At 40.7% G+C, this 12,423-nt stretch carries 11 protein-coding genes; 8 read left to right on the top strand and 3 right to left on the bottom strand.

Annotated features, from left to right (window positions below; translation table 11 throughout):
• Positions 1-251 precede the first annotated feature (251 nt).
• The 7 genes from rho (at position 252) to H4075_RS00135 (ending at position 7,756) form a co-directional block, all read left to right on the top strand.
• Positions 252-1,904, top strand: a complete 1,653-nt coding sequence (rho, locus tag H4075_RS00165) for a transcription termination factor Rho (RefSeq protein WP_182803013.1) — start codon at positions 252-254, stop codon at positions 1,902-1,904.
• A 22-nt stretch (positions 1,905-1,926) separates the two neighbouring features.
• Positions 1,927-2,235, top strand: a complete 309-nt coding sequence (locus tag H4075_RS00160) for a hypothetical protein (protein ID WP_182803012.1) — start codon at positions 1,927-1,929, stop codon at positions 2,233-2,235.
• Positions 2,236-2,486: 251 nt separating this feature from the next.
• Positions 2,487-3,569 (top strand): tRNA 2-selenouridine(34) synthase MnmH, encoded by a 1,083-nt coding sequence (mnmH, locus tag H4075_RS00155; protein ID WP_182803010.1) that lies wholly within the window; start codon positions 2,487-2,489, stop codon positions 3,567-3,569.
• Between the two features lie 16 nt (positions 3,570-3,585).
• Positions 3,586-5,358: a hypothetical protein gene (locus H4075_RS00150; protein ID WP_182803008.1), complete on the top strand. Its 1,773-nt coding sequence runs from the start codon at positions 3,586-3,588 to the stop codon at positions 5,356-5,358.
• Positions 5,359-5,393: 35 nt separating this feature from the next.
• Positions 5,394-6,275, top strand: coding sequence for a hypothetical protein (locus tag H4075_RS00145; RefSeq protein WP_182803006.1), 882 nt, complete (start codon positions 5,394-5,396; stop codon positions 6,273-6,275).
• 23 nt (positions 6,276-6,298) lie between these two features.
• Positions 6,299-7,357, top strand: a complete 1,059-nt coding sequence (gene selD / locus H4075_RS00140) for a selenide, water dikinase SelD (protein WP_182803004.1) — start codon at positions 6,299-6,301, stop codon at positions 7,355-7,357.
• Between the two features lie 66 nt (positions 7,358-7,423).
• Positions 7,424-7,756 carry a DUF4870 domain-containing protein gene (locus H4075_RS00135; RefSeq protein ID WP_182803002.1) on the top strand — a complete coding sequence of 111 codons (333 nt, stop codon included), beginning with the start codon at positions 7,424-7,426 and terminating at the stop codon, positions 7,754-7,756.
• 39 nt (positions 7,757-7,795) lie between these two features.
• Here the strand turns inward: H4075_RS00135 and H4075_RS00130 are convergent, their stop codons facing one another.
• Genes H4075_RS00130 through H4075_RS00120 form a run of 3 tightly spaced genes read right to left on the bottom strand, consistent with a single transcriptional unit; the run spans position 7,796 to position 10,146 of the window.
• On the bottom strand, positions 7,796-8,026 hold the full coding sequence (locus H4075_RS00130) for a 4a-hydroxytetrahydrobiopterin dehydratase (protein ID WP_182803000.1): 231 nt from the start codon (positions 8,024-8,026) through the stop codon (positions 7,796-7,798).
• A 19-nt stretch (positions 8,027-8,045) separates the two neighbouring features.
• Positions 8,046-8,480: an IPExxxVDY family protein gene (locus tag H4075_RS00125; protein ID WP_182802999.1), complete on the bottom strand. Its 435-nt coding sequence runs from the start codon at positions 8,478-8,480 to the stop codon at positions 8,046-8,048.
• A 28-nt stretch (positions 8,481-8,508) separates the two neighbouring features.
• Positions 8,509-10,146 (bottom strand): M28 family peptidase, encoded by a 1,638-nt coding sequence (locus H4075_RS00120; protein WP_182802997.1) that lies wholly within the window; start codon positions 10,144-10,146, stop codon positions 8,509-8,511.
• 154 nt (positions 10,147-10,300) lie between these two features.
• Between H4075_RS00120 and feoB the strand changes: the two genes are divergently transcribed.
• Entirely contained in the window at positions 10,301-12,421 is a 2,121-nt protein-coding gene (gene feoB / locus H4075_RS00115) for a ferrous iron transport protein B (protein ID WP_182802995.1), read from the top strand.
• The last annotated feature ends 2 nt before the right edge of the window (positions 12,422-12,423 follow it).

Genomic DNA, 12,423 nt, shown 5'->3' with positions numbered 1-12,423 from the left:
AAAAAAGCAGGGTTGAAATTCAGAAGTTTAGAAAATAACATCGATGGGAGAGCTGTGGTAACAATTTTTTTCCTTTTTTCCAATTTTACCGTAACATTGCATTGGATTCCGACTGATATTTACAAATCCGATCTTCCAAAAGCTCATCAAATTCGGTCGTTCCAGGTTCCCTTAACTTTTATCAACACAAACTTTCAGATCTAAAAACAAGTTCCAGGTTTTACCATTCCGTGTTAATGAATTAATCTCTTATGTACGACATTCTACAATTGAACGATATGCTCGTTCCTGAGTTGCTAGACGTAGCTGAGCAATTAAAAATTGCTGGTGCTAAAAAATTAGATAAGCAACAACTCATTTATAAAATCCTCGATAATCAAGCTGTTATGGCAAGTGAAAACAAAGGCGCAGAAGAAAAGAAGCGCAAACGCATTGTAAAAACCACCACCGCTTCCGGTACTGAAGAAGCTGTTGTGGAAAGTGGCGATAAGGAAACGGCACCTAAGGTTCGCAAAAAGAAAGAGGATGCTCCGGCTCCGGCTCCTGCAGCAGCTCCTAAAAAGGTGCTTAAGAAAACAGAACTTCCGGAACCTATTATACCTCCTGGTTTTACATTGCCGGGTGAAGATGATTTTGTGGCAGGTCCACCTGAAATGGAATTAGGTGAGCAATTAGCTGAATCGAACCAGGAAGCTGAAAATCCGCAACCGAACGAGCGCCCGCAAAACCAACAACATCAACAACGACAGTTTCAAAATAATAAGCGTGAACAACCTTTCAACATTGAGTTTGATGGTGTGATACAAGGTGAAGGTGTGTTGGAAATGATGCCTGATGGATATGGTTTCTTACGCAGCAGCGATTACAACTATTTATCAAGTCCCGATGATGTGTATGTATCTCCATCGCAGATAAAATTGTTTGGTTTAAAAACCGGCGATACTGTTTACGGCTCTGTTCGTCCTCCAAAAGAAGGGGAGAAATATTTTGCCTTATTGAAGGTTGATACCATCAACGGAAAGCGTCCTGATGAAGTGCGTGACCGTGTGCCGTTTGATTATCTCACACCGTTGTTCCCTTTCGAAAAATTAAATCTTACAACTACTTCCAATAATTACAGCACCCGTATCATGGATCTGTTTACCCCAATTGGTAAAGGACAACGTGGATTGATCGTTGCCCAGCCAAAGACAGGTAAAACCATGTTGCTGAAAGAACTGGCAAATGCCATTGCAGAAAATCATCCTGAATGTTATTTGATGATCGTGTTGGTTGATGAACGTCCGGAAGAGGTAACTGATATGGAGCGCAGCGTAAAAGCAGAAGTTATTGCCAGTACGTTTGATGAACCTGCAGAGAAACACGTGAAAGTAAGTACCATCGCTTTACAAAAAGCAAAACGTTTGGTAGAGTGCGGTCATGATGTAATTATCCTCTTAGATTCCATTACACGCTTAGCACGTGCACACAATACCGTAGCACCTTCAAGTGGTAAAGTATTGAGTGGTGGTGTTGAAGCAAACGCCATGCAAAAACCAAAACAGTTCTTTGGTGCTGCACGTAAAATTGAAAATGGCGGATCATTAACCATTATTGCAACAGCGCTTGTTGATACAGGTAGCAAAATGGATGAAGTGATCTTTGAAGAATTTAAAGGAACAGGTAACATGGAATTGGCGCTTGATCGTAAGCTCGCCAACAGACGTGTATTCCCTGCAATTGATATTGTTGCTTCAAGTACACGTCGTGATGATCTGTTACTTGATAAAGACACTGCTAAACGTATGTGGATCCTGCGTAAGCATATGGCCGATATGAATACAGAAGAAGCAATCAACACCTTGTTACAACATATGCGTGGAACGAAAGACAACAATGAGTTCCTCATCAGCATGAATGGTTAATCAATCGAACAAAATAATTGTTATGAAATACTTTTTTCTTTCAGCTCTGTTATTCACCTTGATTGGTTGTGGAGATTCGCAGCAATCAGATAATGAAAAAGAAAGCAGCGAATCAAAAATTGAGATAAAAGGTGATTCCGGTGAAATAAAGATCAGTGAAGAAGGCATTTCCATTAAAGGAGATGATTCTGGCAGTATCAAAATCAATTCTACTGATGGTATTAAGATCGAAGGGAAGGATGGCAAAATAGAAATTAAAGCCGGTGACAGTGGAAATATCAAAGTGGAGAAGAAGGGAAAAGAAGTAAACATCCAGATCAAAGAAAATTAAATATAAAAGTCCTGTAGAAAACTGCAGGACTTTTTGCATTGTACTATGCTTCAACGGTTCGGTAACATCAGCAGGGCATTCGGAATGTTTGCGTTTATCGTTATGTGCTACGCCTGGTTTTTTACCAGCAATCTTGAACTTTTTCTTATTGCCAAACAACTCACCATTCTATTCTTCTGTATCTCACTTTTACTTTGGATTATATCAATTGTTGTTGCAAGACGAAATAAATAAATTTGCGTGTTGCTCTTATGGCTATTCAAAAAATTAATATCGAAGAATTTCTTTCGCTTGCTGCTACTTATCCGGTACTAGATGTGCGTAGTCCGGGTGAATACAAACATGCACATATACCAGGTGCATATTCATTCCCCTTATTTACTGATGAAGAAAGAAAAGTAGTGGGCACTGCTTACAAACAACAAAGTCGTGAAGAAGCAATAAAGATCGGTCTCACGTTCTTTGGTGTGAAAATGCGGAGTATGGTGGAAGAGGCAGAAAAGCTGGTGGAAGAATGTAATGAGATCATCCGCAAAAAATCTGTTGAGTCAGGATCTGACAGAAACGATAAGACTGTTCTTGTGCATTGCTGGCGTGGTGGTATGCGCAGTGGTGGCGTTGCATGGTTGCTTGATCTTTACGGTTTTAATGTATACACACTTGTTGGCGGGTATAAAACATTCCGCAGGTGGGCACTTGATCAATTTGAACAAACGTACTCTTTTCGCATTCTTGCCGGATTTACTGGCTCGGGTAAAACGCACTTACTGGAAAAACTCGCCAAAACGGGTGAGAACGTTATAAACCTTGAAGCACTGGCGCATCATAAAGGCTCTGCCTTTGGTAACCTTGGCATGCCACCCCAGCCTTCGCAGGAACATTTTGAAAACAAACTCGCACTTGCCTTGTTTGCTGCGGCCAAAAAGCCGGAACCAATTTGGCTGGAGGATGAAAGCCAACGCATTGGCGATGTGAATACACCAATAAGCGTTTGGAAGCAAATGCGTACGTCCCCTGTTTATTTTGTTGATATTCCCTTCGAGCAACGATTGAAACATATTGTGGCTGAATACGGAAAGCATGAGCGTGAGCGACTTGTGAATGCCGTTATCCGCATCAAGAAACGACTGGGCGGCCTTGAGACCAAAGAGGCAGTAAATGCCCTCATTGAAGACAGGGTGGAAGATTGTTTTCGTATCTTACTAACCTATTACGATAAGTGGTATTCAAAGGGTTTGCATAATAGAGACAACCTTCAGGCGTTATTAGTGAAGATACCCTGCGAAACCGTTCAGGAATCCAATATTAAACAACTATTACAGCTCCAGGTGTAGCTCAAACAATTGACACATGAAAAACTATTTACTTCTTCTCTTTTTCTGCTCCCTTTCACTCTTGGGTAAGTCGCAGGTTGTAACAGGTGTATACAAAGGAAAGATGGTTTCCGATAGTTTAAAGTATTCAGTGGATTTTGAACTTACACTTAAAGAAAAGAATGGCGAACTATACGGCTATTGTCAGCGTCTGTTTTTGATCGATGATGTGTTGTACTACAATCTCGTAAAAGTAAAAGCCCGTATTAAAGACAGTGTATTGATCGTTGAAGACGAAAAGTCTGTTTCCAATAACTTCGAGGAAAAAAGGAAAGGAATTAAGACGGTGTACATGTTCAACATAAAAGACATTGTTGATACAGCATCGGTTTTATATGGCGACTGGAGTACATCGAGCTGGCGAAATCTTTATGCAATGCCGGGCAAGCTTGTTGTAAACAGGGAACGCAATTACTTAGCCACACAGTTATACAAACGTCTGGAAGAAAAAAAGCTCACGAAAGAAATGATGTTTGATGAGCCAAAGCCTGTGCTTGTTTCAACGCCAACACAACCACAACCAACAGATGTGGTGGTCAACAAACCAAGTGATAACAAACCCACAACAACTCCTTCTACGCAAAATAAGCCAGAGGTAAAAACTGCTAAAGACAGCATTGTTACAACCACAGTTGCAGTTATAAAACCAGCAGAAACAAAACCCAAGCTGAATGATGTTGCAGTAAATCAGACAACTGATAAACCAATAACGAATCCTGTTATAAATAAACCTGTTGTAACTCCTGCAAAAGATTCGACCAACAAAACAAATGTTGCGGCTAACAATCCACAACTGCCAGCAACCAAACCTACTGATGTTGCCGCAAATCAAACAAACAACAAACCAGCAACGACAACAGCAATACAAAATCAACCTACAGTTAGTAACAATAAACCTGTAAGCACAAATAATAACAACACTGTTGCTGCAAACCCAATTCAACAACAAAACAAACCTGTTGTATCAAAACCAACCGACTCAACAAATAAAACATCCGTTGCTGTAAACAACCCGCAACAAACAAAACCTCAGCAAACAACAGTTGCTGTTAACCAGCCAAACAATAAACCACCAGTTACAACTGCGCCGCAAACGCAACCTCCTGTAACAACGAATCCTGTTGTTACAAATCAACAACAAGCGAAACCTCAACAAACAGGTCCGGCTGTAACAACATCTAAACCAAACACAACTCCTGCCACAACAAATCCGCAGCAGAATACATCCGCTGCTGCCAATAAACCTGTCGAACAAAAACCAACAACGCCGGTTGTAGTAACAGCTCCTGCAACCAATCAACCAACTCAAACAAAGATCAGTACCATTGGTAATGTAAATGCCGGCAATACTGCAACACAACCACAGGCCGGAACCGGTAAACCACCTGTTATTAATAATCCGGTTATTGTTAAAAGACAGGTTGAAATTATTGAGGCCCTCGAAGTATCAGAGGATAGTGTCGTGTTATCATTATATGATAATGGTGAGATCGATGGTGATACAGTAAGTGTGTTTCTAAATAATGAATTGATCGTATCACGTATTGGCATTAAAGCCAGTGCTTATAAAAAAACCATCGCAGTTCCAAAAGGAGAAATCCTTCAACTCACGCTCTTTGCTGAAAACCTTGGAAGTATTCCGCCAAATACCGGGTTGTTGATCGTTACCACGACCAATGAACGTTACCAGGTGAACTTCAGTTCAACACTCAACAAGAGTTCGTCCATTGTTTTAAAGCGAAAAGAATAACAGCACAATAGCAATTGAATGTTTTTCTTTGCAGTATGAAATTTGTTCTCGCCCTTGTTCTGCTTTGCAGCACTCTTTTTTCTTCTGCACAAACTATTGCAGGACTTTGGCGTGGCCGATTTACGAGCAATCATCCTTTGCAAATGAACATGGAATACAAGTATGAATTACTGTTGTTCCAGGAAGGAAACAAAATCACCGGATATTCTTATTCAACAGTAGTAAATGGTGAATTTTATGCGGTTTGTGAAATAGCAGGTAACCTCTTTGAAGGCTATATGGTGATCACCGAAACAAAAACGCTGTATCAAAATCCTCCCGGATCTGAAGGTGTACTACAAAGTCACATTCTCTTTTTAAACGGCGACACAAAAGAAGTAAGCGGTGAATGGAAACAATCAAACAAACGGAAGACACAACTATTTGAAGAAAGTGGTAAGACATTTTTAAAGAAAGAGGATGATCCTTCAAAATCAGGCCTGATCAAAGTACTCGAACAAAAAAATGCCGTGCAGGTTGAAAAACCAACCGCTCCTAAACAAGAACAAATACTAAACAAAGATTCTGTCAGGCTTGCGTCCCGAACAGTAGAGATTGTAAAAAGTATTGAAACAGAAGCTGATTCGGTTTTGATCGAATTGTATGATGACGGGCTGATTGATGGTGACAGTGTTTCCGTTTTTAATAACAATTCTGTTTTGCTTAACCGCATAGGATTATCAGATAAAGGCATTAAACAAACTATTGCTGTTCCTGAAACAAATGAAGGCTTGCTGCTTACATTATTTGCCGAGAATGAGGGAACCATTCCTCCGAATACCGGCGTGCTTGTGGTAAAAACTGAAGGCTTGGTTTACGAGATCAGGTTTAAATCAGACAGTAAAAAAAGTGCGGCAGTGCGTATTACAAAGAAGTAATACGATCTGGTTTACATTTGCACATGCTTTCAGGAACAATCAGACTTACACAGTTTTCACATGGCGCAGGTTGCGGTTGCAAAATTGCACCGGCCGTACTTGAACAAATACTTCAGTCATCCCTATCAACAATAACAGATAAGAACTTACTTGTTGGCAACAGCAGTAAAGATGATGCAGCGGTATATGATCTCGGCAATGGAATGGCCATGATCTCTACCACTGATTTTTTTACGCCCATTGTGGATGATGCTTTCAGCTTTGGACAGATCGCTTCTGCCAACGCCATCAGCGATGTGTATGCAATGGGTGGAAAACCTTTTATGGCAATTGCTATTTTGGGTTGGCCTGTTGAAAAATTGCCAACTGGGATTGCACAGCAGGTATTAGATGGTGCAAGAACCATTTGCAATGAAGCAGGTATTACTTTAGCAGGCGGACATAGCATCGATTCACCGGAACCTTTCTTTGGTTTAGCAGTGAACGGAATGGTGCAGATCGCAAATCTCAAACAAAACAATACTGCCCGGGAAGGAAATGTATTGTTACTCACAAAACCAATTGGTGTTGGCGTGTTGAGCACTGCTGAAAAAAGAGATGTATTGAAAGAAGAACATAAAGGACTTGCTGCAACTCAAATGAAACAGCTTAATTCCATTGGTGAGCTGTTGGGAAAACTGGATGCAGTAACCGCTATGACTGATGTAACTGGTTTTGGATTGTTGGGTCATCTAATTGAGATGTGTGAAGGCGCTGCTGTTTCTGCCGAACTATCTTATCAACACATACCATTTATTGCGGCGGCAAAAGAATACCTGGCGCAACGGATCGTTCCAGATGCTACTTACCGAAACTGGAATAGTTACAGCAGCAAAGTTGGTTTTGGTGCGGGTGTAAATGTGATGGAAGCATTTAATCTGTTGCCAGATCCACAAACGAATGGGGGGCTGTTGATCGCTGTGAAAGAAGAGCAGTTAGCAGATGTTCAACAACTGCTTGCTGCAAACAATCTTGAAGCATTCACACAACCAATTGGCAAACTCGTCCCCAAATCAGAAAAGGTTATTCAGGTTTTAGTTTGATGTATTGCTTTAGCAATGGCCGATGAGTATATTAGTTGTCTGTAATCAACTTAAACCAACATTACTATGGACGCAAAAACTATCGCCTGGGTAAGTTACCTTACGCTCATTGGCTGGATCATTGCTTATGTATCATACGGCAATCTGAATCCAAAAAGTTCACTGGCTACTTATCATCTCCGGCAGAGTTTCGGAATCATGGTAACAAGTCTTGCACTTTATATTGCTTTCTGGATGCTTGTTTTCATGGTTCCTTTTCTATCCTTTTTTATTACGATCATATGGATAGCACTTGTTGTGCTCTGGGTGTTAGGTTTGATATCAGCATTAAATGGCGAAGAAAAACCATTGCCTGTTGTAGGAACCTACTTTCAGCAATGGTTTCAGTTTATTAAATAAACATATTCTGTGAATTGTCAGACGAGGCGTGAGACAATACTATAAAAGCTTGTTGATTCGCTCGGCAAGCTTTTTATCTTTTTCGGTAACAATATCACCCGCATCATGTGTGCTTAACCATATCTCCACCTTATTCCACACATTGGTCCACAAAGGATGATGATCCATTTTTTCTGCTTCTATTGCCACACGAGTCATAAAGGCAAAAGCTTCTGAGAAATTGGCGAATTCAAATTTTCGGTAAAGTTTATTATCAGTTTCGGTCCACATAAGTTACAATTGAGCGAGGTTATAAAATAAGATGTTGCTTGTTCCTGATCTTTTCATTGGTTAACTCAACCACCAACTGTACACCAGGAATGTTTCGAATATCAGTGATGAGTTTTTTTTCATCTTCTTCTCCCGGCAGATCCCCTTTTGTCAGCCACAAATAATCAAGGTGTTTGAATTCCGGTAAAAGATACTCACCGTCAAATTGATTCTTATACAAGTAATACTCCAGCACCATGTTTGGTTCTTTGTACTCGAATACAGAAAAATAGTATTGCCTGTTCTTTTTTGATAACTGAATTTCAATATCGTCATTCAAACGAAAATCGAAACGCATTGATTGGTTTACCTGCCACACAAACTTCTGGCTTTCCATGGGAGCCATTACACCAAGCAGAAGTGTATTCTCAAAGAATTCTTCTGCCAGCAGTTCGTTATCGATTTTGAGTTTCATGTATGCTTATCTCCTTACCGGAGATCATTTAAAACGCTATATCAAATTCAAGTTCTTCATTTCCACGTTTCACTTTCACTTTTGTAGCATCACCTTTTTTAAATTTACTCAAGGCTTGCATGTAACCTTCAACAGAGCTGATATTAAATTCACCAAGCTTTGTAACAACATCGCCTGCTTTTAAACCGGCTTTCTGTGCTGCACGACCTTCACTAACTCCATCAACTTTTACACCGTTGCCACTGAATGTATAATCGGGCATTATTCCCATGCTCACAGTAAAGCGTGCAGTAGTGGTTGTTTGCTGCTCCCGTGTTTTTATAAACGCCAGCTTTGGTTCTTTGCTGCTGCGTGCAATTAAACGGGTGATATATTTCACCAGCAGCAATTGTCCATTGTAATTGATCTTATCAAAATCATCACTTGGTTTATGATAATCGGTATGCAAACCAGTAAAGAAAAATAACACAGGAATATCCTTACGATAAAAAGAAGTGTGATCACTTGGCCCGGTACCGCTACTGTCAACTTTAATGCTGAAAACGGGTTTCTTTTCATTGATAAGTGTTCCCCAGTTGGGTGATGTACCAATGCCGCCAACAGTGATCGTTTTAGCCGTATCATTAAAGCGACCAACCATATCCATATTGATCATGTAATTCACTGTATTCAACGAAAGAGTTGGATGATCAGTAAAATACTTTGAACCATACAACCCCAGTTCTTCACCACTGAAAGCAATAAGCAGGTAATTACTTGTTTTTGCGCCTTCTGTTTTTAATAAACGACTTAACTCGATCAATGCTGCAGTACCACTGGCATTATCATCAGCACCGTTGTGAATTGCTGCCGCTCCGGTATTGCGTGAGTTATTGTCTTCACCATAGCCCAAATGATCGTAATGTGCGCCAATGATGATGGTACTTTCGGCGTTGTTGTTGATATAACCAACTACATTATGTCCTTTCCTGATCTTTTCGCCTTGTTCTACTTTCAATTTAATATCCTGCATGGCTGAAGGATCTGCAGCGATCTTATCTCCAATACGTTTCTGTAACCAGATAACAGGAATTGTAGATAAAGCTGAGCGGTCTTTTGCATCATACTTCAACCCTGCATCTTTTGCACCACTATTGAAAAGAATTAAAGCTGTTGCCCCTTTTTGTGCCGCATCTTTTTCTTTTGTACGGATGGCGTTCAGCAGATCGAAGTGTGGGTTATTTTCATTCTCTGTCAACAATTCTTTTATATCCCAAAACCAGGCGCTGCCACCTTCGTGCAAACTGGGAGATGCCATTGCTTCAATACTTCCGTTTGCGCTCCAGCTGAAAGGAAAAAAATCTTTATCGACTTTTAAATGTTCACCATCAATAATGAAAAAGGTGGAAGGCAGTATCTGCTTTCCTTCGTTTATTTCAAACACCTGCAGGAAACCATTTTCACCCTTCGCTTCTACGCCGTTGCGTTGAAATTCCTGGATGATGTATTTATAAGCGAGCTCTTCGCCTTTTGTACCGGTTCTTCTTCCTTCCAGCTTATCATCGGCAAGGAAGCTTGTGTGCGTTCGGAGATTAGTCAAACTCAGTTTATCTGACTTGCTGAGCTTTTGAGCAAAAGAACCACTGGAAATGAGTAGAAAAAACAAAAACGAAAGAACGCTTTTCATATATCAAATTAATTAGAGGGTCAAAGTTAAACAGATGTGTGCTTTCTTAGTAAGGTTGCTTGGGAATTTAAACAGCATTTTACAAACCCGAAGCTAATCTTTCCAACTTCGTAAATGCCTCAATCTTTTTGCACCTACATTTGCACTTGCTTTCATGGCCACAAACAAAATTCATATTGCATTAGTTGGCAATCCCAACAGCGGTAAAACCTCTTTGTTTAATAACCTTACGGGGCTTAACCAAAAAGTGGGCAATTTTCCTGGCGTTACAGTTGACAAAAAATCAGGTGAGCTGGATCTAGGTATGGGATTAAAAGCTGAGCTCATCGATCTGCCCGGCTCTTACAGCCTGTATCCCCGTCGTGCAGATGAATGGGTGAGTTACCGTGTGCTCATGAACCAGGACACGGAAGTAAAAGCAGACGTAGTGGTGATTGTAGCAGATGCAAGTACGCTGAAACGTAACCTGTTATTTGTATCACAGATCATTGACCTAAAGATACCGGCTGTTCTGGCGCTTACCATGATGGATGTGGCCCGCAAGAAAGACATTATCATTGATCTGAAAGGATTGGAGCGTGAGTTAGGCATTCCTGTTGTACCGGTTAATCCAAGAAAGAATAAAGGAATTGATGTTTTGAAAAAAGCGGTGGAAGCAACAGCTAAACATCAATACCGCCCACCGGCATTTGACTTCATTCCAAATAAAAACCTGGCTACGGATGCGGTAAACGAAGTAAAAGAGATCTTACCTCACCTGAGTGATTATGCAGCTATTCATCATCTTATCAATCACGAATCATTTTTGCTGAATGCAGAAATGCAGGATAAGATCGAAACCATTGAACAACGCAACAAAGTTCAGCATACACGCATACAGGCCGAAGAGATCATGCAGCGTTACCAACGCATTAAGCAGATCGTACAAAATACCATCACCGAAGAATCACCGGTAAAGAAACAACTGATCGCAGAAAAACTTGATCGGGTTTTGCTGCATCGCTTCTGGGGTTATGCGATTCTGTTGACTGTGCTTTTTCTTTTGTTTCAAAGTATTTTCTGGATTGCTCAATATCCCATGGATATGATCGAACTGTTTTTCCTGAAAGCATCAAACTGGTTCAGCAGCTGGCTGCCCGATACATTACTCACCGATCTGTTCATTAATGGTGTGCTGGCAGGTTTGAGCGGCATCTTTGTCTTTGTGCCACAGATCATGATCCTGTTTGGGTTGATCACTATACTTGAAGAAACAGGCTACATGGCACGTATCGGTTTCTTAACCGATAAGATCATGCGCAAAGTGGGGTTGAATGGAAAGAGTGTGATGCCGATGATCAGCGGATTTGCATGTGCCGTACCTGCCATCATGAGTGTGCGGAATATTGAAAATCAAAAAGAACGTTTGCTGACGATATTGGTAACACCGCTCATGAGTTGCAGTGCAAGATTGCCAGTCTACACGATCCTCATCGCTTTAGTAATTCCTAAAACCTATTTCCTTGGCTTCCTGAGTTTGCAGGGTTTGGTGATGATGGGTCTTTATGTGTTTAGTGTGGTGATCGCATTAGTGGTTTCTTACGTCGCCAAGCGTTTCATCAAACTGAAAGAGAAAAGCTTTTTTATTCTGGAGCTTCCGTTGTACCGCCACCCACGTTATAAGAATGTTGTGATCACCATGATCGAGAAGGCAAAGATCTTTGTGTTTGATGCGGGTAAAATTATCATGGTCATCAGTTTGTTATTGTGGGCATTAAGTTCTTATGGTCCGGGTAACAGAATTGAAAAAGTAAATACAGAATATGCACAGCGATTGGCAGCTCAACCACAGAATGCAGAACTGATCGAAAAAGAAAAACAAACTGCCCTGTTACAGAATTCTTATGCAGGTGTAATGGGTCAATACATTGAGCCGGTGATCAAACCTCTTGGTTACGATTGGAAAATTGGTATTGCGTTGATCACTTCGTTTGCTGCTCGTGAAGTATTTGTTGGAACAATGGCTACGCTTTACTCAGTTGACAGTGATGGAGCTGATGAGCAAACGCTTCGTCAGAAAATGCACGCCGCTGTGAAATCGGATGGAACAAAAGTGTACACACTTGCAACAGGTGTATCGTTGATGATCTTTTATTTGCTTGCCATGCAGTGTATGAGTACACTCGCTATTGTAAAGCGTGAAACAAGAAGTTGGAAATGGCCCATCATACAACTCGTGTATATGACAGGCCTTGCTTATATCTTAAGTTTGATTGCTTACCAGTTGTTGAAATAATC

It is taken from the genome of Lacibacter sediminis (assembly GCF_014168535.1).
Classification (GTDB): domain Bacteria; phylum Bacteroidota; class Bacteroidia; order Chitinophagales; family Chitinophagaceae; genus Lacibacter; species Lacibacter sediminis.
Note: the sequence above shows the minus strand (reverse complement) of the source record. Positions and strands in the feature narration are given on the sequence as shown.

Excerpts from the sequence above, each read along its gene's own strand:
- rho (WP_182803013.1), top strand. The coding sequence starts at position 252 with ATGTACGACATTCTACAATTGAACGATATGCTCGTTCCTGAGTTGCTA.
- selD (WP_182803004.1), top strand. The coding sequence starts at position 6,299 with ATGCTTTCAGGAACAATCAGACTTACACAGTTTTCACATGGCGCAGGT.
- mnmH (WP_182803010.1), top strand. The coding sequence starts at position 2,487 with ATGGCTATTCAAAAAATTAATATCGAAGAATTTCTTTCGCTTGCTGCT.
- H4075_RS00160 (WP_182803012.1), top strand. The coding sequence starts at position 1,927 with ATGAAATACTTTTTTCTTTCAGCTCTGTTATTCACCTTGATTGGTTGT.
- H4075_RS00150 (WP_182803008.1), top strand. The coding sequence starts at position 3,586 with ATGAAAAACTATTTACTTCTTCTCTTTTTCTGCTCCCTTTCACTCTTG.
- H4075_RS00135 (WP_182803002.1), top strand. The coding sequence starts at position 7,424 with ATGGACGCAAAAACTATCGCCTGGGTAAGTTACCTTACGCTCATTGGC.
- H4075_RS00120 (WP_182802997.1), bottom strand. The coding sequence starts at position 10,146 with ATGAAAAGCGTTCTTTCGTTTTTGTTTTTTCTACTCATTTCCAGTGGT.
- H4075_RS00130 (WP_182803000.1), bottom strand. The coding sequence starts at position 8,026 with ATGTGGACCGAAACTGATAATAAACTTTACCGAAAATTTGAATTCGCC.
- feoB (WP_182802995.1), top strand. The coding sequence starts at position 10,301 with ATGGCCACAAACAAAATTCATATTGCATTAGTTGGCAATCCCAACAGC.
- H4075_RS00125 (WP_182802999.1), bottom strand. The coding sequence starts at position 8,480 with ATGAAACTCAAAATCGATAACGAACTGCTGGCAGAAGAATTCTTTGAG.
- H4075_RS00145 (WP_182803006.1), top strand. The coding sequence starts at position 5,394 with ATGAAATTTGTTCTCGCCCTTGTTCTGCTTTGCAGCACTCTTTTTTCT.